The organism is Neobacillus niacini, assembly GCF_030817695.1.
Lineage (GTDB): Bacteria > Bacillota > Bacilli > Bacillales > Cytobacillaceae > Neobacillus > Neobacillus niacini_F.
Map to the genome: position 1 here is coordinate 2115211 of NZ_JAUSZQ010000002.1, position 24999 is coordinate 2140209.

The 24999-nt window shown below is 38.4% G+C and carries 28 protein-coding genes; 26 read left to right on the forward strand and 2 right to left on the reverse strand.

Annotated elements, in window-relative coordinates; translation table 11 throughout:
• Positions 1 to 9 precede the first annotated feature (9 nt).
• The 8 genes from QFZ28_RS10920 (at position 10) to QFZ28_RS10955 (ending at position 5592) form a co-directional block, all read left to right on the forward strand.
• Entirely contained in the window at positions 10 to 576 is a 567-nt protein-coding gene (locus QFZ28_RS10920; RefSeq protein WP_307194650.1) for a ReoY family proteolytic degradation factor, read from the forward strand.
• 109 nt (positions 577 to 685) lie between these two features.
• Positions 686 to 1150, forward strand: a complete 465-nt coding sequence (locus QFZ28_RS10925) for a YpiF family protein (protein WP_307194651.1) — start codon at positions 686 to 688, stop codon at positions 1148 to 1150.
• A 134-nt stretch (positions 1151 to 1284) separates the two neighbouring features.
• Positions 1285 to 1800: a QcrA and Rieske domain-containing protein gene (locus QFZ28_RS10930; protein ID WP_307197000.1), complete on the forward strand. Its 516-nt coding sequence runs from the start codon at positions 1285 to 1287 to the stop codon at positions 1798 to 1800.
• Between the two features lie 3 nt (positions 1801 to 1803).
• The gene (qcrB, locus tag QFZ28_RS10935; protein ID WP_307194652.1) at positions 1804 to 2478 is read left to right on the forward strand and encodes a menaquinol-cytochrome c reductase cytochrome b subunit; all 675 of its coding nucleotides are present in this window, start codon (positions 1804 to 1806) and stop codon (positions 2476 to 2478) included.
• Between the two features lie 58 nt (positions 2479 to 2536).
• A complete protein-coding gene (locus tag QFZ28_RS10940; protein WP_307194653.1) occupies positions 2537 to 3310 on the forward strand; it encodes a menaquinol-cytochrome c reductase cytochrome b/c subunit in 774 nt (257 codons plus the stop codon).
• A 67-nt stretch (positions 3311 to 3377) separates the two neighbouring features.
• A complete protein-coding gene (locus QFZ28_RS10945) occupies positions 3378 to 3968 on the forward strand; it encodes a DUF1405 domain-containing protein (RefSeq protein ID WP_307194654.1) in 591 nt (196 codons plus the stop codon).
• A 95-nt stretch (positions 3969 to 4063) separates the two neighbouring features.
• Positions 4064 to 4858 (forward strand): sporulation protein YpjB, encoded by a 795-nt coding sequence (gene ypjB / locus QFZ28_RS10950; RefSeq protein ID WP_307194655.1) that lies wholly within the window; start codon positions 4064 to 4066, stop codon positions 4856 to 4858.
• A 53-nt stretch (positions 4859 to 4911) separates the two neighbouring features.
• Complete coding sequence (locus QFZ28_RS10955; protein WP_307194656.1) at positions 4912 to 5592, forward strand: zinc metallopeptidase; 681 nt, start codon at positions 4912 to 4914, stop codon at positions 5590 to 5592.
• Positions 5593 to 5619: 27 nt separating this feature from the next.
• Here the strand turns inward: QFZ28_RS10955 and QFZ28_RS10960 are convergent, their stop codons facing one another.
• Positions 5620 to 6474 (reverse strand): YitT family protein, encoded by an 855-nt coding sequence (locus QFZ28_RS10960; protein WP_373428124.1) that lies wholly within the window; start codon positions 6472 to 6474, stop codon positions 5620 to 5622.
• A 199-nt stretch (positions 6475 to 6673) separates the two neighbouring features.
• Between QFZ28_RS10960 and QFZ28_RS10965 the strand changes: the two genes are divergently transcribed.
• The 18 genes from QFZ28_RS10965 (at position 6674) to QFZ28_RS11050 (ending at position 22403) form a co-directional block, all read left to right on the forward strand.
• Positions 6674 to 7024 (forward strand): nucleotide pyrophosphohydrolase, encoded by a 351-nt coding sequence (locus QFZ28_RS10965; RefSeq protein ID WP_307194658.1) that lies wholly within the window; start codon positions 6674 to 6676, stop codon positions 7022 to 7024.
• Positions 7025 to 7828, forward strand: coding sequence for a 4-hydroxy-tetrahydrodipicolinate reductase (dapB, locus tag QFZ28_RS10970; protein ID WP_307194659.1), 804 nt, complete (start codon positions 7025 to 7027; stop codon positions 7826 to 7828).
• Between the two features lie 10 nt (positions 7829 to 7838).
• Positions 7839 to 8258, forward strand: coding sequence for a methylglyoxal synthase (gene mgsA / locus QFZ28_RS10975; protein WP_307194660.1), 420 nt, complete (start codon positions 7839 to 7841; stop codon positions 8256 to 8258).
• Complete coding sequence (bshB1, locus tag QFZ28_RS10980) at positions 8248 to 8958, forward strand: bacillithiol biosynthesis deacetylase BshB1 (RefSeq protein WP_307194661.1); 711 nt, start codon at positions 8248 to 8250, stop codon at positions 8956 to 8958. Before mgsA ends, bshB1 begins: the two co-directional genes overlap by 11 nt.
• Position 8959: 1 nt before the next feature.
• On the forward strand, positions 8960 to 10087 hold the full coding sequence (gene bshA, locus QFZ28_RS10985; RefSeq protein ID WP_307194662.1) for an N-acetyl-alpha-D-glucosaminyl L-malate synthase BshA: 1128 nt from the start codon (positions 8960 to 8962) through the stop codon (positions 10085 to 10087).
• An 11-nt stretch (positions 10088 to 10098) separates the two neighbouring features.
• The gene (locus QFZ28_RS10990) at positions 10099 to 11298 is read left to right on the forward strand and encodes a CCA tRNA nucleotidyltransferase (RefSeq protein ID WP_307194663.1); all 1200 of its coding nucleotides are present in this window, start codon (positions 10099 to 10101) and stop codon (positions 11296 to 11298) included.
• Positions 11283 to 12260, forward strand: a complete 978-nt coding sequence (locus QFZ28_RS10995) for a biotin--[acetyl-CoA-carboxylase] ligase (protein ID WP_307194664.1) — start codon at positions 11283 to 11285, stop codon at positions 12258 to 12260. Before QFZ28_RS10990 ends, QFZ28_RS10995 begins: the two co-directional genes overlap by 16 nt.
• 257 nt (positions 12261 to 12517) lie before the next feature.
• The gene (gene panB, locus QFZ28_RS11000; protein WP_307194665.1) at positions 12518 to 13354 is read left to right on the forward strand and encodes a 3-methyl-2-oxobutanoate hydroxymethyltransferase; all 837 of its coding nucleotides are present in this window, start codon (positions 12518 to 12520) and stop codon (positions 13352 to 13354) included.
• Positions 13351 to 14220: a pantoate--beta-alanine ligase gene (gene panC, locus QFZ28_RS11005; RefSeq protein ID WP_307194666.1), complete on the forward strand. Its 870-nt coding sequence runs from the start codon at positions 13351 to 13353 to the stop codon at positions 14218 to 14220. The genes panB and panC overlap by 4 nt, the downstream gene beginning before the upstream one ends.
• Positions 14220 to 14603: an aspartate 1-decarboxylase gene (gene panD / locus QFZ28_RS11010; RefSeq protein WP_307194667.1), complete on the forward strand. Its 384-nt coding sequence runs from the start codon at positions 14220 to 14222 to the stop codon at positions 14601 to 14603. The genes panC and panD overlap by 1 nt, the downstream gene beginning before the upstream one ends.
• A gap of 127 nt (positions 14604 to 14730) precedes the next feature.
• Positions 14731 to 17541 carry an ATP-dependent DNA helicase DinG gene (dinG, locus tag QFZ28_RS11015; protein ID WP_307194668.1) on the forward strand — a complete coding sequence of 937 codons (2811 nt, stop codon included), beginning with the start codon at positions 14731 to 14733 and terminating at the stop codon, positions 17539 to 17541.
• Positions 17542 to 17588: 47 nt separating this feature from the next.
• A complete protein-coding gene (locus QFZ28_RS11020) occupies positions 17589 to 18443 on the forward strand; it encodes an ATP-dependent DNA helicase (RefSeq protein ID WP_307194669.1) in 855 nt (284 codons plus the stop codon).
• A 34-nt stretch (positions 18444 to 18477) separates the two neighbouring features.
• Positions 18478 to 18648, forward strand: coding sequence for a YpmA family protein (locus QFZ28_RS11025; RefSeq protein WP_307194670.1), 171 nt, complete (start codon positions 18478 to 18480; stop codon positions 18646 to 18648).
• An 86-nt stretch (positions 18649 to 18734) separates the two neighbouring features.
• Entirely contained in the window at positions 18735 to 19208 is a 474-nt protein-coding gene (locus QFZ28_RS11030) for a cell wall elongation regulator TseB-like domain-containing protein (RefSeq protein WP_307194671.1), read from the forward strand.
• Between the two features lie 27 nt (positions 19209 to 19235).
• Entirely contained in the window at positions 19236 to 20429 is a 1194-nt protein-coding gene (locus QFZ28_RS11035) for a pyridoxal phosphate-dependent aminotransferase (RefSeq protein ID WP_307194672.1), read from the forward strand.
• Positions 20430 to 20555: 126 nt separating this feature from the next.
• Complete coding sequence (locus tag QFZ28_RS11040; protein ID WP_307194673.1) at positions 20556 to 21260, forward strand: DnaD domain-containing protein; 705 nt, start codon at positions 20556 to 20558, stop codon at positions 21258 to 21260.
• An 83-nt stretch (positions 21261 to 21343) separates the two neighbouring features.
• Entirely contained in the window at positions 21344 to 22009 is a 666-nt protein-coding gene (gene nth / locus QFZ28_RS11045; RefSeq protein ID WP_307194674.1) for an endonuclease III, read from the forward strand.
• Positions 21999 to 22403, forward strand: coding sequence for a YpoC family protein (locus QFZ28_RS11050; protein WP_307194675.1), 405 nt, complete (start codon positions 21999 to 22001; stop codon positions 22401 to 22403). Before nth ends, QFZ28_RS11050 begins: the two co-directional genes overlap by 11 nt.
• Positions 22404 to 22423: 20 nt before the next feature.
• On the opposite strand, the gene QFZ28_RS11055 is transcribed toward QFZ28_RS11050, so the two are convergent.
• Positions 22424 to 24970, reverse strand: coding sequence for a penicillin-binding protein 1A (locus tag QFZ28_RS11055; protein WP_307194676.1), 2547 nt, complete (start codon positions 24968 to 24970; stop codon positions 22424 to 22426).
• Between the last annotated feature and the right edge of the window lie 29 nt (positions 24971 to 24999).

Consider the following 24999-nt stretch of genomic DNA (forward strand, 5'->3'; position numbering starts at 1 on the left):
AACTATCATATGGCAACCCCTGTTTCTGTCAACGAGAAAAAGGACTTTATTCGCTGGTTTTTAAATCATTATCAATTAAAACGAAGAGAGTGTGTTTGGATTCTAAATTATTTAATGAGTCACGACCAATTAATGGAGAAGGTTCATTTTGTAGAGCAAGCACAGTATTGTCCGCGTGGGCTGATCATGTCTACTCACTGTGTTGATAAGGTACCATTTCGCTTTTATAAAGAGAATGTTATGACAACTGATGCTGAAAAATCCTTTCATGATATTCGCTTAAATCGTGACGAAGATATTTTTATTCAATTAAACTTTCATGCATCCAATCAGGCTCACCAATACGCTGCTGTATTAGAGGAAAACCCATTTGTTCCGAAACACCTTCAAGTAAATGAAAAAGACGGAGTTATAGCAGAACAATTTTTGCAAAACAGCATTGAACGGTTTCAACGCGAGAAGCTGCTTCAATTAATTGATGAAGCACTGGATAAGCAGGATAAAACTGCCTTTCGTGCTTTAACCGAACAGCTAAATCAACTCAAAGAAACAGAGCAAAATGGAAGCTTGCGATAAGCAAGCTTCCATTTTGTGTGTTTACTGAATTTTTTCTCTATTTCCTTTTATGTTGTCTAAAAAAAAATGATATGATAGAACTAATGATGAACAAGAGGGGGGTGTATGAATGAAGTGGGTTTCAAAGGATATAGAAACATACTTAACGGCAAAAGAATACGTGGATACAGCAGTAATCCCATTGTATTCTGTTTCATTTGGAAATGAAATGAAACAATCAGCCTCGAGCGCAGAATTTATTACGTTATTAACCAATTACCTTGAAAGACAATTTACTGGAAGACTGATGTTGGTTCCTCCATATACATACTTAAAAAGTGATCAGTATGAGGATATAATAAACGGATTGAAGAAATGGGAAGAGAATATTGAAAAAAACGAGTTTAAACATATATTCTACATAACATCTGAGATTGATTGGAAGAACTTTGAGGACGAACTTAAAGGATCATTAATTTGGCTTCCCTCCCTGCCGCTCGAGCATTTGAATGAATCACAAAAGATTTCAATGATTGAAAGTCAGGTAAAACAGCTTCTCACACTTTTCACGCAAAAATGGCATGAAAATTTGTAATTCTTTGCTGATTAACATGTTTTTGAAATAGTATGATATTGACCTAGGATAAAGATTGATATATCATGGTTATGTCCTAGTTTTATATGTGTTTAATTTATGTCCGATGGACTTAACTTGTGAATAGAGGGGGGATAAGCATGAGTAAGCATCGCGTATCAAGAAGACAATTTTTAAGCTATACTTTGACTGGTGTAGGGGGATTTATGGCAGCAGGTATGTTAATGCCAATGGTTCGTTTTGCAATTGATCCAGTATTAACAGCTGAAGCAGGTGGAGATTTTATTGCAACTCCATTAAAAACTAAAGATATTACCACTGAGCCACAACGAGTAGATTTCACCTTTGAACAAAAGGATGCATGGTATACCTCAGATGTTACGAATACTGCCTGGGTGTATAGGGATGAACAAGATAATATTGTAGCCCTATCTCCTGTCTGTAAACACTTAGGTTGTACTGTAGGATGGGCTACAGACAAGGCACATCCAGATCAATTCTTCTGTCCGTGTCACTTTGGCCGTTATACAAAGGATGGAATGAATGTTAAGGGTACACCACCAATTGCACCACTGGATGTATATCCAATTCAAGAAAAAGACGGTTTACTTTATTTAGGTAAAGCTGAACCACGGACGAAGGAGGCGTAATCATTGTTAAACAAAATTTACGATTGGGTAGATGAACGTTTAGATATTACGCCTTTGTGGCGCGATATTGCAGACCATGAAGTCCCTGAGCATGTAAACCCGGCGCACCATTTTTCAGCGTTTGTTTATTGCTTTGGTGGTCTAACGTTTTTTGTTACAGTCATTCAAATTCTTTCTGGTATGTTCTTAACCATGTACTATGTACCAGATATCAAAAACGCGTGGGAGTCTGTTTTCTACCTTCAAAACGAAGTTGCTTTCGGACAAATCGTACGCGGCATGCACCACTGGGGTGCGAGTTTAGTTATTGTAATGATGTTCTTACATACATTACGCGTTTTCTTCCAAGGCGCCTATAAAAAGCCTCGTGAACTTAACTGGATTGTTGGAGTTCTCATTTTCTTCATCATGCTTGCGTTAGGTTTGACGGGTTATTTATTACCTTGGGATATGAAAGCGTTGTTTGCAACAAAAGTAACACTTCAAATTATAGAAGCTACACCGTTTATTGGTGTATATCTAAAGACTTTACTTTCGGGCCATGAGACGATTGTTGGTGCTCAAACATTAACTCGTTTCTTTGCGATTCACGTGTTCTTCTTACCTGCTGCACTATTTGGATTAATGGCAGCTCATTTCATGATGATTCGTAAACAGGGTATTTCTGGACCACTATAATACTCTTATTTGATTCCGAACTATTTTTAATTTACGAATAAAGGAGGGGGATTGTTCGATGCATCGCGGTAAAGGAATGAAGTTCGTAGGTGACTCCCGTGTGTTGGCACCTGAGGCTCGTACGAAAAAGAATATTCCGAAAGATTACTCAGAATACCCTGGTAAAACAGAGGCGTTTTGGCCTAACTTCCTTTTGAAAGAATGGTTGGTAGGTGCAGTATTTCTTGTCGGCTTTTTAAGTTTAACAGTTGCACATCCGAGTCCACTTGAAAGGATTGCGGATCCATCAGATACTGGTTATACTCCAATGCCAGACTGGTACTTCTTGTTCTTATATCAATTGCTGAAGTATGAATTTGCTGCTGGACCTTATACAGTAGTAGGTGCTATGGTTATTCCCGGACTAGCTTTTGGAGCATTATTATTAGCTCCATTCTTAGATCGTGGACCAGAACGGAAACCAAGCAAGCGTCCATTAGCAACTGGCTTTATGCTGTTAGCGTTAGCTGCTGTCACATTTTTAACATGGCAGTCCGCTTCTACCCATGATTGGGAAGCGGCAAAAGAGTATGGAAAAATTGTCGCAGACGTTGAGGTTGATAAAACATCTGAGGAATACAAAATTGCTTCAGATAATACCTGTATTACCTGTCACGGAGATAGCTTCCAGGGTGGTGCTGGTGCACCAACATTAATTGAGACTGGATTGTCAGCTGAGGAAATTGCGACAATTGCAAAAGAAGGTAAAGGAACTATGCCTGCAGGAGTCTTTAAAGGTGATGACGACCAGCTTAAAAAGCTATCAGAATACATCGCAAACTTAGGGAAATAATAACAGATTGTAAAAAAGCTGACGGATTTTCGTCAGCTTTTATTATTAAAAGAAACGAGGAATAGAAGTGAAATGGATATATCCTCTATTGGCCAACAGGTCATTTTTATGGTTATTGCTTGTAGTTAATATTGCAGGAACAATTTACGGGTATATATGGTATGGGTGGCAGTTAAAAGAAACTCCCCCTATTTTCCTTATTTTTGTCCCTGATAGCCCTACTGCTAGTTTATTTTTTGTCGTTGTTCTAGTGGCGTTTCTATTGAAGAAGAATTGGCCGCTTATAGAGGCTCTCGCGATTGTCACGTTATTTAAATATGGAATATGGGCTGTGGTGATGAATCTCCTAGTCTTTACCGCTCAAGGAGAGTTAGATTGGATTGGCGTCATGTTGATTTTTTCTCATTTTGCTATGGCAGTCCAAGCATTATTGTATGCCCCTTTTTATCGATTTAGATGGTGGCATTTGATGGTTACAGCTATTTGGACTTTACATAATGATGTGATTGATTATGTCTTTTTCATGCTCCCTCGATACCATATGTTAAATGAATTTACACCTCAAATTGGTTATTTTACCTTTTGGCTTTCCATCTTTTCAGTAGTAATTGGTTACTATTTTGTAATACGAACAAATCGGTTTAAACTTAGTATTTAAACTAGAATTAAAATAGTTTTTTGATAGGATAAAAGATGGTCTAACCTTGTCCACCCCCTCATACATTTTAATAGTGATGATAGGGGGGACAAGTTTTGAAGTATAAATGGTTTCTATTTTTTTTAATTGTCATTATGCTGACTCCCATGACGGTTAGTGCGCATGAGCATACACCGATAGAGAAGCTTGATAATATCTCTGATGAGGCACTTCAAATGATAAAATTTCAGAGATATGAAGATGGCAAAAAGCTTTTGAGTTATTTTTCAGAGGAATTCACTGATATCTCAAACAAAGAACATCCATTTACGATGGATGAATTAAGAATCATTACCATTTCTCATGACGAGGCAATGGAGGCTGCAGCAAGCCCGAGTATGGAATATGAGGAAAGGGTCCAAAGACTTACGAAGTTCCGTTTAGTAGTTGACGCGATTGCAACTAGTCACCAGCCGTTATGGACAGAAATGAAGAATCAAATTTTAACCGCATTCCAGGAAGCGAGAGAGGCAGCAAGTACAGGCGATTCTGCACATTTTCACTCTAATTTCAATAATTTTATGGCCTTATACAACGTTATTTATCCAAGTATGAAAATTGATGTTTCAGCAGAAAATATTCAAAGAATAGATGCTCGTATCAATTTTATTGATGAATATCGTTCAGAGGTTGTAAATAACGTAAAAAGCCAACAGGAATTAGAAGGTTTAGAAACGGATTTAAAAAATCTATTTGAAAACATGGATGAGGATGAAGCAGATCCATCATTATGGTGGGTAATTATTTCAACTGGCAGCATTATCATTTTAACTCTTTCTTATGTAGGCTGGAGAAAATATCAGGGTGAAAAGGATTTACGTAAAAACCGTTCAAGAGTTCATAAGGATTAAGTTTGAACTTCACAATGAGATGATCACACCTATAGAAGCACTGGAGGTTCAAAATGGGATTTTTAATTTATTTTCTTATTATTATGCTGGTCCCCCTTTGGGCTCAATTCAGGGTTAAGGGTACCTTTGTTAAATATTCTCGTGTAGCTAATTCCAGCTATCGTACAGGAGCAGAGGTAGCGAGGGAAGTGTTAAATGCGAACGGTCTTTTTAATGTTGGAGTTGAAGAGGGAAGAGGCTTTTTAAGTGACCATTATGATCCAAGGACGAAAACTGTAAGGTTATCCCCTGAAAATTTTCGTGGCCATTCCATCGCTTCTACTGCCATTGCAGCCCATGAATGCGGGCATGCCATACAAGATGCACAGCGATATACATTTTTACGGTTCCGACATGCTTTAGTTCCTGTAGCGAATATAGGCTCTAACTTTTCGTGGGTACTTGTACTGATTGGGATCTTTTTTCAAATGAGCGGTCTGCTGTTAGCTGGTATTGTGTTTATGGCAGCGGCAGTACTTTTTCAAGTGATTACGTTACCAGTTGAGTTTAACGCATCCAATCGTGCAATGGACCAAGTAGTTTCTTTAGGGTTAATCCGTAATGAGGAAGAGCGAAATGCTAGAAAGGTTTTAAATGCAGCCGCATTAACATACGTAGCAGCTGCCGCGGTTGCTGTTTTAGAGTTATTGAGGCTGGTTCTAATTTTTACGGGAATGAATAGAAGTAATGAATAAAAGCAATGTCCAGCTGGACATTGCTTTTTAAATTTCTATAGGTTTCTTGTTTTCATCAAGGGTAAAACCTTCTCCGTGGACATCATGGACAACGGTAACCGAAACAAAAGCATGTGGGTCAACGGAGGTAATTAAATTTTTCAAGCGTACAATCTCGTTCTTAGCTACGACACAGTATAACACTTCACGTTCTATTTTTGTAAAAGAACCATACCCCTTAAGAACGGTAACGCCACGATCCATTTCATCCATAATTTTTTTCGCAATATCATCATTTCTTTCTGAGACAATCATTGCACCTCTAGCCGTGTAGGCTCCTTCTTGAATAAAATCAATCACCCTCGCTCCTATAAATACTGCGACTAGTGTATACATTGCCTCTCTGTAATTTAGATAGGTGAGAACAGAGGCTCCAATCACACATATGTCGAATATAAACATGGTCCGTCCTATACTCCAGCCAGCATATTTCTGAACAAGTCGTGCAATGATATCGACTCCGCCTGTCGTCCCACCGTATCGAAAGATAATACCTAATCCGATTCCAAGAAAAACACCCGCAAATAGTGCAGCCAGCAATAGGTCATCCTTTAAGGGCATGTCGATTGAATAACGCTGAAAAATCCATAAAAATACGGAGAGGCCAACTGTACCAAGAATTGTGTAGATAAAAGCGTTTCTTCCAAGCAATTTCCAGCCAATAAAAAAAAGCGGGATATTTAAAATTAGGTTTGTATAAGATGGATCCCATCTGAACATGAAATAAAGAAGAAGCGTTATACCTGTAAAGCCGCCTTCAGCGAGTTTATTTTGCATATTAAAATGGACCAGTCCAAAAGACATAATTGCTGTTCCAATAAGAATAAATAAAATATTTTTCATTTTAAGTCTAAATATCACAATTTTTCCTCCCCTGCCAAATAGTCCCTAGCCAGCGGCTTTAATTATAGCGAATTAACAATAGAAGAGCAATTTTGAACCGGAAAGTTTATACTTAATATAAAAATATTTGTAAAACGAACCTATTTTAGCTAATGTATTTAGTAGATGTTTTTGTATTTATTAAAAGAGGTGAATGGGTGTGCCCGAAGGGAAATCTATCAAAGATCTGCAGACGGAAGTAGATACATACATAAGTCAATTTAAAGAAGGGTATTTTAGTCCTCTTGCGATGGTAGCTCGCCTAACAGAAGAACTAGGCGAACTTGCTAGAGAAGTTAATCATTATTATGGTGAGAAGCCTAAGAAATCCAGTGAAACGGAAAAGGCAATTGAGGAGGAGCTGGGGGACCTTCTTTTTGTCATTATTTGCCTGGCCAATTCTTTGAATATTGACTTGGAACAGGCTCATGATTATGTTATGAATAAATTTAATACGAGAGACAAGGATCGCTGGACGAGGATTGAAAATAAAGATGAGGAGAGTAAGTAAATGAATAGAGTAAAAATTATTATTGCGGGACCACGTGGAAGGATGGGGTCTGAAGCTGTTAAAATGGTAACGAATACTGAACATTTTGAACTCGTGGCAGTAGTTGACCATAAATATGAGGATCATATGTTAAGTGACTTGGATGGTTTCCATTCTATTAAGAATGTACCCATTTACTCAACCATTGAAAAGAGCCTGCAAAGCGTTGAGTGTGATGTATTAATCGACTTAACAACACCTGAAGTAGGTATGCACCATGCAAGAACAGCGCTGCAGTATAATGTGAGGCCAGTTGTAGGAACCACTGGGTTTACAAAAGCTGACTTAGAAGAGTTGGAGCAAATATGTAAGGACAAGAACTTAGGTTGTATTATTGCCCCAAATTTTGCTCTTGGCGCAGTATTAATGATGAAGTTTTCACAGATGGCTGCAAAATATTTTAATGATATCGAAATAATCGAACTGCATCATGATCAGAAATTGGACGCGCCATCTGGCACTGCGGTTAAAACGGCTGAGATGATGGCAGCTGTGAGGGAATTCAAAGAACAGGGTCATCCTGATGAGAAAGAAACCATCAGTGGCGCGCGAGGTGCAGAATATAATGGAATGCATATTCACTCTGTGAGACTCCCGGGATTAGTTGCGCATCAACAGGTTTTATTTGGTTCAGATGGACAAACATTATCGATTCGTCATGATTCCTATAATCGCGCATCCTTCATGTCTGGTGTTAAGATAGCAGTAGAGACAGTAATGAAGCAAGATGTTTTTGTTTATGGACTTGAAAATATTCTAGAATAGGAGCACTACCATGAATATAGCCTTAATCGCACACGATAATAAAAAGAATGACCTTGTACAATTTGCAACAGCATATCAGACAATCTTTTCAAAGCACACACTTTTTGCTACCGGAACTACTGGGATGAGAATTCAAGAAGCAACAGGATTACCTATTACAAGATTTCAGTCTGGCCCACTTGGAGGGGATCAGGAAATAGGTGCGATGATTGCAAAAAATAAAATGGACGCCATTTTCTTTTTTCGTGATCCGCTAACTGCTCAGCCTCATGAACCAGATGTAACAGCACTCGTTCGTCTATGTGACGTGTACTCTATTCCGCTTGCAACAAATATGGGGACCGCTGAACTCTTGATTAGAGGTTTAGATGAAGGGTTCTTAGAGTGGAGAAATATCCTTAATAAAAACGGTGAGAGTGATGAGCGATAAACCCTTACATATTCTAGCGTTTGGTGCCCATGCTGATGACGTTGAAATTGGTATGGGAGGCAGTATTGCGAAACTGGCTGCAAATGGAAAAAGGATAGGGATTTGTGATTTAACCGACGCAGATTTATCTTCAAATGGGACGATTGAATTAAGGAAACAAGAAGGAAAGAAAGCTGCTGAAATATTGGGTGTGACAGAGAGATTGTCACTTGGATTACCAGACAGGGGGCTCCTTTTTAAAGAGGAATTTATTAAAGAAATTGCTTCCGTCATTAGACGATTCCAACCACAAATTGTCTTTGCTCCCTATTTTGAAGACCGTCATCCTGACCATGGGAACTGCGCCCGCCTTGTAGAAGAGGCGGTCTTTTCTGCTGGAATAAGAAAATACGCAACAAAAAATGATGAAGCACCTCATAAGGTTTCAAGAGTGTATTTCTATATGATAAATGGCTTCCATAAGCCAGATTTTACGATTGATATCTCTGATACCATGGAGAACAAACTAGCAGCATTGAGGGCTTATAAAAGCCAATTTGAACAAACTCAAAATAGTGTGGAAACACCGCTTATAAACGGATATATAGAATCCGTTGAAGCAAGGGAAAGATTATTTGGTCAACAAGTTGGAGTAAAATTTGCAGAAGGTTTTAAATCAAAGGTGCCAATCCTTTTGAATCGTGACTTGATTGGAGGTTAAAATGAGGAAACTAAAAATTGGAATTACCTGTTATCCCACTGTTGGCGGATCAGGAGTCGTAGCGACGGAACTAGGAAAAATGCTGGCTGAGAAGGGACATGAAATTCATTTTATTTCATCCAGCATTCCTTTTAGACTTAATCGAATTTATCATAATATTTTTTATCATCAAGTTGAAGTAAATCAATACTCTGTTTTTCAATATCCACCATATGACATTGCATTAGCAAGTAAAATGGCAGAGGTTGCAAACAGGGAGAATTTAGACATCCTTCATGTTCACTATGCAATCCCGCATGCAGTTTGTGCGATTTTGGCAAAACAAATGTCTAATGTGGATGTTAAGATTGTCACCACCCTTCATGGAACAGACATAACGGTTTTAGGCTACGATCCATCTTTAACTGAAGCCATTAAATTTGGTATCGAAAAATCTGATGTTGTAACGGCTGTTTCAAGATCTTTAATTGAGCAGACCCATGAACTTATTCAGCCAGATAAACAAATCGAAACGGTTTATAATTTTATTGACGAAAGAATCTATCAAAAAAGAGATGCAAATCATTTAAAAAAAGAATTTGGAATTAAAGATAACGAAAAGATCGTCATCCATGTTTCGAATTTCCGACCAGTTAAACGAGTACAGGATGTTGTAAAGACATTTGCCAGAATCTCAGCAGCAATGCCGGCTAAATTGCTGCTTGTAGGGGATGGTCCTGAAATGACACCTGTGTGCAGGTTAGTGAAAAAATTAGGATTAACGGATAAAGTTCATCTGCTTGGAAAACAGGAAAACCTTGATGAATTGTATTCAATCAGTGATTTAAAGCTTTTATTATCAGAAAAGGAAAGTTTTGGTCTGGTGGCGCTTGAGGCAATGGCCTGCGGGGTTCCTTGTATTGGTACGAATGTTGGTGGAATGCCTGAAGTTATTCAGCATGGGGAGACAGGATATATTTGTGAATTAGGGGATATTGACGATATTTCTACCAAGGCAATTACGGTTTTAAGCGACCAGCAAATACATCAGCAGTTTGCTACTAAGGGAGTTGCTGTCGTTAACACAAAATTTAAAGCCGAACAAATTGTCGGACAATATGAGCAATTATATTTTAAGCTCTTAAATTAAGGGTGATTAGAATGATAGAGCCTTTTTTAGCAGCGGTACCAGTTTTAAAAAAGCTGGAGTCTGCAGGATTTGAAGCTTATTTTGTCGGAGGTTCTGTCAGGGATTTCCTATTAAATAAGGAAATAAACGACGTGGATATTGCAACCTCAGCAACCCCTGATGAAGTAAAGAAAATATTTTCAAAGACTGTTGATATTGGGATAGAGCATGGAACTGTTTTAGTCCTTTTTCAAGGTCTGTCATATGAAATTACCACCTTTCGCAGTGAAGCAGAATATGAGGACTTCCGCAGACCAAAAGAAGTCTCATTTATTAGGAACCTGACGGAGGACCTGCAGCGTAGAGATTTCACAATGAATGCGATTGCTATGGACAAAGATGGAAGTCTTGTCGACCCCTTTAACGGACAAATTTCGATTAAGAATGAAGTCATAGAAACAGTCGGAAAAGCAGTTGATCGCTTTCAAGAGGATGCTTTAAGAATGATGCGTGCTGTGCGTTTTGTCAGTCAGTTATCATTCAAAATTGAAGAGAAAACGCTAAATGCACTGAAAGATTTAGTGCATTTACTTGAAAATATTGCGGTTGAACGAAAACAAGCTGAATTCGACAAATTACTTAGTGGTGATGATCGAAAACAAGCATTAGAACTAATCCTTGAAACGAATATTTATTCCTACTTACCAGGTTTATCGAACCAAGAAGACAAGATTAAATTAATGTTTGATTACAAGCTTGAAAAATTAAACAAACGTGAAATGTGGGCATTGCTTGTTTACTGTTTGAATTTTGAAAAAAAGGATAAAGAGGAATTCCTTAGAGGCTGGCGAATTCCGTTGAAGGAAATTAGGGAGATTCAGCTTATTCTCCACTACCTAAATCAGAGATTTGAAACAAGCTGGTCCTTATATGATTTATATACTGCCGGCAAAGAAATTTTTGTATCATCAGAAATTCTCTATCTTGTCATAAACGGAATTGAGGATCAAAATTCCATTACACACTATTTACAAGTGTATGAACAACTTCCAATTAAAGAGCGATCAGAGATGGATGTAACGGGAAATGACTTAATGGAATGGTTTAATAAAACCGGCGGACCATGGGTGAAGGAACTTTTGTTTAAGATTGAGCAAGCCATTATAGCTGGTAAAATAGCAAATAATAAAAAAATTATAAGGGAGTGGCTGATGGAGTGCAATCACAACTAAGGAAAGACTTACTTGATGCATTTACAAATGCTGGGGAAGCATACTTATCGGGGCAGGTGATTGCAGAATTGATTGGCTGCTCCAGGACCGCTGTTTGGAAGCATATTGAAGAGCTCCGTAAAGAAGGTTTTGAATTAGAAGCGGTACGGCGAAAAGGATATCGGATTGTGAAAACACCTGAAAAGATAACTGCTGATGAATTAAGACTAGGATTAAAAACGAACTTCATAGGTAAAAACGTTCACTATGAGGAAAGCGTAGAGTCCACTCAAAAAATTGCACACCGACTAGCTTATGATAATGCACCCGAAGGAACAGTGATTATCGCAGAAGAACAGGTAGCCGGCCGTGGCAGAATGGATCGTAAATGGCACTCACCCAAGTATACAGGCATTTGGATGAGTATTATCCTAAGACCAAATATCCCGCTGCCAAAGGCTCCGCAATTAACCCTATTAACAGCGGTTGCAATTGTTCAGGCGATAGAGGACCTTACAGGTTTGCTGCCTGAAATCAAATGGCCAAATGATATCCTCATAAGAGGGAAAAAGGTAACAGGAATACTAACCGAACTTGAGGCAGAAGCGGATCGTATTAATTCAATCATTATCGGAATCGGTATGAATGTTAATCAAACAAGAGAAGACTTTCCTGTTGAGCTCCAGGAGATAGCCACCTCACTTTTCATTGAAAAGGGGGAAAAAGTATCCCGATCAGACTTAATTAAGGGAATCTTTAGGAATCTCGAAAAATTGTATCTCCTATATTTAGAAGAAGGCTTCCTTCCTATAAAGTTTCTATGGGAAGGTTATGCCATAAGTATAGGCAGAAAAATCACAGCCCGTACCTTATCGAATTCTATTACAGGTACCGCAAAAGGCATTACAGATGATGGAGTCCTAATAATGGTAGACGACCATGGCAAAACACACCACGTTTACTCCGCAGATATAGAACTATAAAGTTAGCGGTTATTGATGAAAAGAATATCTTGCGGTTTTCTGAATTTTTTCTTATAATTCAAATAATGGGCGGTATCCTTGAGAGCTGCACCTGAAACTGCTTTTTACAATTAAAAAGGTTTCTGCCTAGATCCGTATCACGGACCGGGACAGAGGGATAGAACATGTAAAAGAGTACCAAGATCCTCTGCCTTCAGATGGATCTTTTTATTTGCTCTTTTTAGCCCCCTCTTCCTATTAAAAAGGAGGGAATGTGGATGAAGCTAAGTACAGATTTCTTGAAAATGAAAGAAAGCAAGGAAAAGATTGTCATGCTCACTGCTTATGATTACCCGTCTGCTAAGCAGGCCGAGCAAGCAGGAGTGGATGTAATTTTAGTTGGAGACTCTCTCGGTATGGTGGTACTTGGATACGACTCTACAGTGCCAGTGACGATGGAAGACATGATTCATCATACAAAAGCAGTTAAACGAGGAGCGAAAGATACGTTCATTGTCGTTGATATGCCGTTCTTAACCTATCATTTATCCGTTAGGGATACTTTACTGAACGCCGGAAGATTAATTCAAGAGACGGGTGCTCACGCTGTAAAGCTGGAGGGAGCAGATGAAGTAATTGACCAGATTGCAGCTCTTACAAAGGCAGGAATTCCGGTTTGTGGTCATCTTGGTTTAACCCCGCAGTCAGTTGGCGTATTAGGCGGTTATAAAGTACAAGGAAAAGATGTAAAAGCTGCAATGAAACTGTTGGAAGATGCGAAAAAGTGTGAGCAAGCAGGAGCATTCGCTATTGTACTAGAATGTGTACCAAAGCAGCTTGCTGAGGAAGTAGCTAAGAATGTAACCATTCCTATTATTGGTATCGGTGCAGGGGTTGATGTAGACGGGCAGGTACTCGTCTATCATGATATTTTAGGTTATGGTGTGGAGAGGGTACCTAAGTTTGTAAAGCAATATTACTCTCTTAATCCGTTCATAATTGAATCCATACAAGCCTACGTAAAGGAAGTAAAGTCGGAGCAGTTTCCTGAGGATAAGCACTCCTTTACGATGAAAGAAAGAGAGCTAAGCGGCCTTTACGGAGGAATAAAATGAGAGTCATTACCACAATAAAAGACATGCAAACTGAAATAATAAATCTGAAAGCCCAATCAAAGTCAATCGGGTTTGTGCCCACTATGGGATTTTTACATGAGGGTCATTTAACTCTATTAAAAAGAGCGAGAGAAGAAAATAATATTGTGGTTTTGAGTATTTTTGTCAATCCACTGCAATTTGGGCCGACTGAGGACTTTTCAACCTACCCTCGAGATTTTGATAGAGATCAATCTTTAGCTGATTGTGAGGGAGTTGACCTCCTTTTTTATCCTTCAGTAGAAGAAATGTATCACCATTCTTCATCCGTTAGAGTAACCGTTCAGGAACGTACGGATGTTTTATGTGGAAAATCTAGACCCGGCCATTTTGATGGTGTGGCTACTGTCTTAACAAAGCTTTTTAATATTGTGATGCCAACAAGAGCGTATTTTGGGATAAAGGATGCTCAGCAAGTAGCTGTAGTAGAGGGATTAATTTCTGATTTTAATTTTCCGATTGAGTTAATTCCTGTAGACATTGTCCGGGAAGAGGATGGCCTTGCAAAAAGCTCCCGAAATGTTAATCTCCTGCCTGAAGAGAGGTCCGAGGCTGTCGTTTTATATAAAAGCTTAACTGCCGCTAAAAAGGCCATAGAAGAGGGAGAACGGAACCCTCAAACAATTAAGGACCAAGTCTCAGATATGATTCGTTCAGAGACCCATGGACAAATTGATTATGTAGAGATTTACACATATCCTCAATTAAAAGAAATACAGAATTTAGAAGGCACTTGTATCATTGCGCTAGCGGTTAAATTTTCAAAGGTTCGGTTAATAGATAATATCATCCTTGAGATTAGCCAGGAAATTGGAGGAGTAAAATAATGTTTCGCCATATGATGAATGGAAAAATACACCGTGCTACGGTAACAGAAGCTAATCTTAATTATGTTGGCAGTATTACCATAGATGAAGATTTACTCGATGCTGTTGGTATGGCTGCAAATGAAAAGGTTCAAATTGTTAATAACAACAATGGTGCACGACTAGAAACATATATCATTCCAGGTGAAAGAGGAAGCGGTGTCATCTGTTTAAATGGGGCAGCTGCTCGGCTTGTGCAAAAAGGTGATATTGTTATTATTATCTCATATTGCTTAGTAGCTGATGAAAAAGTCCAGAGCCATCAGCCAAAAATTGCGATAATGGATGAACATAACAGAATAAAAGAACTAATTTATGCTGAACCAGCATTAACGATCATGTAATGAAATCCCCGTTAGCCGGGGGTTTTTTCTTTTTTTGTGAGAATTTTATATACTAAATGTAAGGTTTTCTTTTTCTTTTCGCTTTTTTGTGATACCGTTTTAATGAAGGTTTGAGGTGTTAGATAGAATGATAAATAAATTTGTGGTAGTGGATTTAGAAACTACAGGAAATAACCCTAAAAAAGGGGATAAAATAATTCAATTTGCCGCTGTGGTTATTGAAGACGGGAAAATCACGGAAAGCTTCTCATCTTTAATCAATCCCCAAAGATCAATTCCTGCTTTTATAGAAGAATTAACAGGCTTAGAGGATAAGATGGTAAAAGACGCCCCATTATTTACAGAAATAGCCCCAAAGGTGAACTCGTTATTAGAAGGTGCCTATTTCGTTGCACATAATGTTTTATTTGATTTGTCCTTTTTGCAGGAAGAATTAATTCAAGCTGGATTTGAAGGCTTCTATGGGTCCGTCTTAGATACAGTTGAAATGGCGAGAATCATCTTTCCTACTGCCGATGGCTATAAGCTATCAGACCTAGCTGTTAGAGAGGATCTACAGCATGATCGTCCTCACCAGGCTGATAGTGACGCCCAAGTAACGGCAGAGCTATTTCTTATACTGGTAAATCGGTTATCTCAATTGCCGGAAATAACGCTCCGTCAGCTTTCACAGCTTTCAGGAGGTCTAAAAAGTGATTTACAACAATTAATTGATGAAATTATTTTAGAAATAGACCAAACAAACGTGAGTTGGCACGAATCGCTTGAAATCTGCAACGATACTCTTGCCTTGAAAAAAACTCAGAGCACAATAACGTCAATTAGCAGGCAGTATCAGGAAGATGACCTGTATCCATCCGACGAAGATGAAAAAGTGAGGATGGTTAAAAATGCTTTTACCAACTTTGAAAAGAGAACCGGTCAATTTCAAATGATGGATGGGGTTTACCATGCTTTTCATTCAGGGAAGCATACGCTCATTGAGGCAGGAACCGGTGTTGGAAAATCGCTAGGATATCTGCTGCCAGTTGCTTATTTTGCAAAACAGATTAAGCAGCCAATTGTGGTAAGCACACATACGATTCAGCTTCAAGAGCAAATCATCTATAATGAAATTCCCATATTAGCAAAGGTCCTTCCTTTTGAAATAAAGTGCGTATTGTTAAAAGGGAGAAATCATTATCTTAGCTTAGAGAAATTCGCTCTGTCTTTGTTAGAGGAAAATGACAATTATGATACTACGTTAACTAAAATGCAGATTCTTGTCTGGCTGACGGAAACGAATACCGGCGATCGAGATGAATTAAATCTATCAAGCGGAGGCAATATTTTTTGGAATAAAATTAAAAATGAACAAACCATCTTTTCGATGAATAAACTTTGGCAGGAAAAAGATTTTTATTTACGGGCAAAAAACGAAGCACAGAATGCGGACATCATCATCACCAATCATTCACTGCTATTAAGTAATCTATCAGCTGATACATCCTTATTGCCTGGCTTTGATTATGCTGTTATTGATGAAGGTCATCATTTTGAAAAGGTGGCCAGTCAATATTTTGGCCGCTCTTTAGACTACTTAACAACGCGTTTACTTCTAAGCCAGTTTGGACAATATGAGCAGCGCCTGCTATTTTATGAGCTCGAAATCATACTAGATTCCTTAAAAGCTGATAGGGAAGAGGCAGCTGAGACCGGAAAAATAAATCAACTTGCCGCTGATCTTTCATACGAAATGGACGAGTTTTTTAAGCTGACGGCCCTTTATGCAAAATCCAATGCTGCAGAAAGAAAAGGCTTAAACCGAGCGAAGGTGCGTTTTTCACATAACGATGGCGGCAAAGAAAGAAATGCACTTGTCCATAGTGCCGAGCGGTTTGCCTTTTTATTGAAAGACCTGCAAACAGCAATAACACAGCGCCTAGAGTCGATAAAGAAAAGTAAGGGATCCCTAACAAGTAAGCAAAAAGGAAAGTTAGAGGAAATACTATCCTTTAGAAATGAGCTTGAAGAGCTGAGAATGACCGTTCAAGATTGCTTTATTAAAAAGTCCAATGATGTTAAGTGGATAGAAATAGATTTCCGTTCACAACAGAATGTAACGACCTTCTATGCCCAGCCGGCGTTTGTATCGGCTTCGCTAAGAGAAAGGTTCTTTAACATTAAAAAGGGAGTTGTCTTAACCTCAGCCACCCTAACTGTTAATCATTCATTTGATTATGTGATAAACGAAATTGGGCTTATCAAAGACAATACTTTGACATTGGCCATACCGTCTCCTTTTGATTATAGAAAACAGGTTCAGCTGTTAATTCCTCAGGATTTGCCAGAAGTAAATGCAACAAGTCTTGAAGACTATGTCATTGCCATTTCCGAGCATATTATTACGATTGCTGAGGCAACAAAAGGAAGAATGTTGATTCTCTTTACGGCTCACGATATGTTAAAGAAAACATATGAGCTTATTAAAGAAAGTGGATTCCTCAATGACTTTGCGATGATTGCTCAAGGGATTACAAGTGGCAGCCGATCGAGACTCACAAGGAATTTCCAAAGGTATGATAAAGCCATTTTGCTGGGGACAAGCAGCTTTTGGGAAGGGGTAGATATCCCAGGGGAGGATTTATCCTGTTTGGTGATTGTCAGATTGCCCTTCAGTCCACCTGACGAACCACTGACAGAAGCCAAGTGTCAAGTAATCAAACAGCAGGGTGGAAATGCCTTTACGGAATATTCATTACCCGAAGCCATACTCAGATTTAAACAGGGCTTTGGACGTCTAATCCGTACGGAAAAAGACCGTGGAATTATGATGGTTTTTGATAAAAGGATTATTACTACGAAATACGGTAAGGCTTTTCTAAAATCTATTCCAGATGTACCGATGAAGAAGGGGAACATTGATGAATTAGTTGAAATAATTTACAAATGGTTATAATGAAATTTGGAAAAATTACACATCCTAATAATATGGGAGGTATGTGTATGAAAATGTTATTACTTGCAGCAGTAATCTTTTTTCAGTTAACTTTGATTGGAAGTGCCTCTTCTTTTGAATATAGTAATGTTGAAAAAATCGATTTGAATTTGAAGGATCAGGAGATTGCTGTTACGTTTTTGGGATTAGGGGACGGTGAAGCTACCCTCATTCAAGGCTCTAATGGCGAAAATATCTTGATTAATACTGGTGGAGAAGAAACAAGTAAGGACTTAACAGAAATACTCAAAACTTACGGTGTAAAAAAAATTTCAACAATAATCATTACCAATCGTCAAAATCTTTTTGTTGACCAACTTACTCAAATCATACCAAAATACAACATAAAGAAATTGATTTCAACACCTGAGATAACAAACGAAGTAAAAAATATGCCGGCGCCATTTATTGATGTTGAAGTAATTCCATGGAAGGAGGGTACATCACAAGTTCTATTCCCCGATTTATTGGCAGAGGTCCTATTTGCCGGAAATAGTGAAAATGAAGGAATTGATTTTACGCTGCAGTTTTTTAAGCATCGCATTTTTTTGATGACTTCTTCTAGTGATCATGTGGAAGAAAATTTATTAAAGAAGCCCTTAGATGACGTTACTATTTTTAAAGTACCTAACTGGGCTAAGGAAGATTCGCTATCTGAGAAATTGATTCAATATGTGAATCCGCAAATATCGATTTTGTTTGAGTCAGAGCAGCATCAGCCTGACCCTAATATTATCTATGATTTGCAGGATACATGGTCAGAAGTTTTTTTTACCAAAAAGCATGGTACAATAACGATAAAATTTACTGAAAATAACTATGAAGTATTCACCTTTCCTGTAGAAAAGGAAGACTATAGCTGATATTATTGCTTTAGAGAGATAAAGGAGGAATACGATGGATTCAAAAATAGAGGTCCTCTCGACTGTAAAGCTTCAGCATAGTCCGGACTTATACAAAATTGTTGATGCCCTTAATCGAACATTAAAACAGCAGGACCTAATGTTCGGCTTGGCACTCGACAAAAAAGATCAAAGTAAAGCAATATTTACGATTTATCGTACATAAAGAGGTAAAGCGGAGGCGACTGTCCAACTTTGACGGATTGAAACGACCGAAAAGTTAGGAGCCGTAGCTGGAAGAAGTGGAGATTAATGAAAAAGATAATTTTATTTCTAGTTTTATTTATTATCATTTGTGTAGGGGTTTTTGTTAAAGTATATGCAAGTGCCCAGGAGCCACTAAATACAGCACAAGAAAAAGCTGTTTCATTGGCTAAAGAAAAGGTCGAGTTTAATGAGGTGGAGGATTTCCATATCTACCACGGAACAGAAACCGTAAGTGTTCTCGAGGGGAAAAATAAAAAAGGTGAAAATATCATCGTATGGATTCCTGAGAAGAGCAAGAAAGTAATTTGGGATAAACGGAAAAATGGAATCTCAAAAGAGGATGCTGTACAGAGACTATTGGAAGAGAAAAGTCCAAAAAAGATTATTTCGGTTAAATTAGGAATGGAAAATAATATCCCATTATGGGAAATATATTACCGTTCTGAAAATAATTTAATAAATTATTATTATGTTGATTTTAAAACAGGCGAATGGCTAAAAAAAATCGAAAATTTATAGCTTTGATTGGAGCAGGAGGATAAGAAAATGGCAGTTAAATTGGCAAACAGAGTACTAGCGTTAACACCGTCAACAACATTAGCGATTACAGCAAAGGCTAAAGAATTAAAGGATCAAGGGGTGGATGTGATTGGTTTAGGTGCTGGTGAGCCCGATTATAACACTCCACAGCATATTTTAGATGCTGCAACAAGATCTATGAATGAAGGGCATACAAAGTATACTCCTTCTGCAGGCTTACCAGCATTAAAGAAAGCCATCATTGACAAATTTGAACGTGACCAAGGTCTTTCCTATAAACCAAATGAAATCATTGTTGGTAATGGTGCAAAGCATGTACTGTACACGCTTTTTCAAGTGCTCTTAAATGAAGGTGATGAGGTTATTATCCCAACGCCGTATTGGGTAAGCTATCCTGAACAAGTTAAATTAGCAGGCGGTGTTCCTGTATACGTAGAGGGATTAGAGTCACAAAGTTTTAAGATTACGCCTGAACAATTAGATTCAGTCATTTCTGACAGAACGAGAGCTGTTATCATCAACTCACCAAGTAATCCCACTGGTGTTATTTATACAGCTGAGGAACTGCAGGAATTAGGCAAACTATGCCTCGAAAAAAATATATTAATCGTCTCAGATGAGATTTATGAAAAGCTCATCTATGGTGAACATAAGCATGTGTCCATTGCACAACTGTCACCGGAATTAAAGGAGCAGACAATTGTTGTTAATGGAGTTTCGAAATCACACTCAATGACAGGATGGCGTATTGGCTATGCAGCAGGGAATAAGGAAATCATTGAGGCAATGACAAATCTTGCAAGTCATAGCACCTCTAATCCGACGACTACTGCACAGTATGCCTCGATTGCTGCCTATAATGGCCCTCAAGAGCCAGTAGAAGAAATGCGGCAGGCATTTGAACATCGATTAGAGGTAATTTATAATCAATTAGTTTCAATTCCAGGGTTCACCTGTGTAAAGCCTCAAGGAGCTTTTTACTTATATCCAAATGTAAAGGAAGCAGCTGAAAAAACAGGATATCAGGATGTGGATGCGTTTGTTGAAGCATTATTAGTAGAGGCTAAGGTAGCGGTAATCCCTGGCTCTGGGTTCGGTACACCGGATAATATCCGTTTATCCTATGCAACCTCTCTAGATTTACTAGAAAAAGCTGTAGCAAGAATGAAGGATTTTGTTGAAACAAAACTTCAAGATTAAAATATTGGATAACCCAAAAAAAGTCTGCACCTGCAGGCTTTTTACTTTTTTAATAAAATCTGGTTATTCCAATCCTCTTCTAGAGAGAGGTTGTTCATGTTATACTAATCAAGAGGTGTCATAAAGATGAAAACAAATATAGTATCATGGCTTCAGGAAGGTAATATAACGGTTCCTGCTGTATTATTTTCTGAGTACCGAAATATGAATCTTAATGAATATGAACTTGTACTTTTATTAAATATTATTACCTTTTTAGATAAGGGAAACGACTTCCCAACCCCAGAAGAGCTTTCCTCTCGAATGACGATTACCGTTTCGGAATGCAACGATATTCTGCGCAGATTAATCCAAAAAGGGTTTATTGAAATCATAGATGAATACTCACAAGAAGGAATTAGGTTTGAGAAATACTCTGTTCAACCTTTATGGGAACGTCTTGTAGAACAATTTTTAATGAAAAACAAACAGTCTCAAGAGGTTTCCAAGAAGGCAGACGAAAGTGATCTTTACACGTGTTTTGAGAAGGAATTTGGACGTCCCTTATCCCCGTTTGAATGTGAATCGTTAGCCATGTGGATGGATGATGACCACCATGATCCCATTATCATAAAGGCAGCACTGCGAGAATCTGTCATGTCAGGAAAATTAAATTTCCGGTATATTGATAGGATTCTTTTTGAATGGAAAAAGAATGGGATTAAAACGATTGAACAGGCTAAAAATCATGGACGAAAGTTTCGGCAAAAGCAAACACCAAATAGACCGGCACAAGATACACAAGCTTCTTCATCTAATTCTGTGCCTTTTTACAATTGGCTCGAGCAATAAACATAATGAACGGGAGGAGTATTCCTCTCGTTTGTTTCCATTTATATTCATAAAAATTTATTACTCATGGCAGGTGACTTTCTTTGTTAAACAATACACAAATCCGTTTTTGTCTAGATAAAATGGACGAAATGTTTCCAGACGCACATTGTGAACTTGTACATTCTAATCCATTTGAGCTTGTGATTGCAGTGGCATTGTCCGCACAATGTACGGATGTACTCGTCAACAAAGTTACAAAGGAATTATTTAAAAAGTATAAAACACCAGAGGACTATTTAGGTGTTCCTCTAGAAGAATTACAAAATGATATTCGCTCTATTGGACTGTACAGAAACAAAGCGAAGAATATTCAAAGTTTGTGCCGATTACTTTTGGATGAATACGATGGTGTAGTACCGCGTGATCGTGATGAATTAACGAAACTGCCAGGTGTTGGCAGAAAAACGGCAAATGTTGTAGTGTCGGTAGCATTTAATATTCCAGCTATCGCTGTGGATACACATGTTGAGAGGGTAAGTAAACGCCTTGGAATATGCCGATGGAAGGATTCTGTATTAGAAGTTGAAAAAACATTAATGAAGAAAGTGCCCAAGGACGAATGGTCTGTTACTCATCACCGGTTAATTTTCTTTGGCAGATATCATTGCAAAGCCCAAAATCCACAGTGCCCTAGCTGCCCTTTATTAGAGCTGTGCAGGGAAGGTAAAAAGCGAATGAAAGGGAGGGAAGTAGTGAATGGATCATGAACAAATCATCCCTTATCTAAAGGAGCTAGAATTAGAAGCTTCGGAAGAGAATATTTCATACGTATTAGAAAAATGGGACGGAATAAGATCAGAACTTGAAACTTTTTATCGTAATCGAGATCAAAAATCTACACTTCATTTAATGAAGAAGGGGATTGGTTATTTCGTTAAATTTTTATATTGGTCAAATGATAGACAGGTTGATTCAAAAGAACCCACTCCTTTAAATCAATTCGAGATAAAACCGGTTAATCTTGAAGAGAGACTAACCTATATACTTCAAAGGCCCAACTTATTTCATTCTTACCGCCAGCTCACCGAGTTGTTTACGGAGCAAGAAAAACTGTTTGCTAAGAAAAATATCGTAAAAAAGCGTCTAGACCAAAAGGGCTAGACGCTTTTTTTACCGGAGTTTTATCCTCCATTTCCGTTACCGTTGCCATTTCCAATCCCATTACCGTTACCGTTACCATTTCCAGGGTCAGTGGTTACAGGTTCATCTTCTTCACCATCACCATCACCGTCTCCTTCCCCATTTCCGTCTCCATTCCCATTATCGTTGCCATCACCAATCCCAGTACCTTCATCCACTTCATTCTGTTGAGGCAAAGGTATTTCAACTGAGGTTGTAGCAGGATCACTTCTCTTGTTGTCCATAATAGCTGTGATTGTAATGCTATACGTTGTACCTGGTGTTGGGTTTTGAAGCGTTACGACTCTTTCTGTAACAGTTGATGTTTTTGGTGCAACACCATCCGTAACTGTTATTTCAAATTGAACATTAGCATTTCCTGGATTGTTGTAATCCCAGGTTAAGGTCACAACATTTTTTTCCGCATCAAAAATTGCTTTTGGATTGCTAGGAGCTGCAATCTTGTTGTATTTCTCTGATACCGTTTTTGGTGCATGACCTTTGACGGCATACTCTGTTATAACCTCACTATCCGGAGTAAATTCACTTGCTAGTGCTGGCGGTTTAGAACCTTTTTCAATTCTAACCTTTTGCACGCTGTCCGGGATAGGGAAGTCAGGTGTCTTGATGTCTCTGGATACATATTCCATGAGGTTCTTAAAGATTAATTGTGCAATCTTTTGATCTGCACCTGCTTGAATAGGTGTTTTAATACTGGAATAACCCGTCCAAACAGCCGCAGTGTAGTTGGTTGTGTACCCTGCAAACCATGCATCGGGAACAACCTTGCTGCTAGTGATATTCCATTTTTTCATATCAGCTTCTGTATAGTTCGTGGTGCCTGTTTTCCCTGCAATTGGAAGCCCTGGAACTCTTGCTGTTGTACCAGTACCAGGAGAAACTAGAACACTCTTTAACATATCTGTAATCATAAAAGCAGTAGAATCCTTCATGACAAGTTTGGATTCAGGTGCAGTGTCAAGGACTGTACCATCTCTGAGTTCGATTTTTTTGACGGCATAAGGTTTCGTATACATTCCATTATTTCCAAAAGCACTGTAGGCTCCGGCCATTTGGAGAGGGGACACTCCTACCGTTTTTCCGCCAAAGCCGCCGATGGCATAGGATTCATAAATTTCCTTTAACGGTATACCTAAGTTGACAGCAAAATCTTTCGCTTTTTCTAAACCAACCTGCTGAAGTGCTTGAACCGCAGGTGTATTTCTAGAATATTGTAAAGCAGTACGCATAGAAATTGGTCCCATGTATTTGTCATCCCAGTTACCAAACTCTTGACCAGTAGAATACTTTATCGGTTTGTCATCAATCGTTTGATAGGTACCCCAATTAAGGTATTCGATTGCTGGGGCATAATCGAGTACTGGTTTAATGGTTGAACCTGGCTGGCGCTGCGTATCAATCGCATAGTTAAAGCCTCGGCTCACTTCTTGGTTTCGCCCGCCGCCAATTGCACGGATTTCACCTGTTTTTGTGTCTATGAGAGCTATCCCTGCCTGAAACTCTGCATCTGGATAGTTGATTACTTCATCTGTGTTAAGTATGGTATTCACATGCTTTTGTGCGCTTTGATCAAGAGTAGTATGAATTGTTAGCCCATCAGAAAAGATATCAAAGTCACCTTGCTCCTCCACTTCATCAATGACCGCATCAACAAAAGAATCAAACGGCTTCTCATCTCTAACTCTTTCCTCTTCTTTTACTAAAGTAGCTGTCACTGGAACACTTTTTGCTTCTTCCATTTGTTCTTTGGTAATATAGCCATGCTGCTCCATTAACATTAATACAATATTACGTCTTTTTTCTGCTAAATCTGGATGATCAAATGGGTTGTAATTATTTGGACTTTGCGGCATTCCAGCGAGCTGTGCAGCTTCTGGAAGGGTAAGTTCATCTAATGATTTTCCATAATAAATTTTTGCAGCAGTTGCAAGTCCGTGACTGTTTTCGGATACAAAGACTTTGTTCACATACATTTCAAAGATTTGGTGCTTTGTATATTTTTGTTCAAGCTGATAGGCCATCCATACTTCCTGAACCTTTCGCTTAATGGTCTTTTCGGGAGTCAAAAATGAATTTTTAATGACCTGCTGTGTAATCGTACTTGCACCTTCAGAACCAAATCCTTCGCGGAAATTTGCCACAACAGCTCCAGCCAAGCGGATGGGGTCCAATCCATGGTGCTTATAAAAGCGAACATCCTCCACTGCTAAAACAGCATCCTCAACCAGTTTTGGTATGTCCTTGTAATTTACATATTCACGATTTACCGAACCAACTTCCGCAATCAGCTCGCCATCTTTATCTAAAACTTTAGATGAGATGGGGTCTTTTAATAACTTAGGATCCAGTTTAGGAGTATCCTTTACTAAATAAGCAAAAGTTCCAACGCCAGCCAAAATACCAATAATTCCAAGGGCAACCAGTACTAGAAAAATCTTTTTAACGATTCCGCTAGGTTTTTTCTTCGCTTTTTGTTTACCTTTAGACTGTTGTAGTTTTTTACGGCGCTCCTCTCTAGATTCTGCCATGATATATTTCCTTCCTTTCATACTTCAAC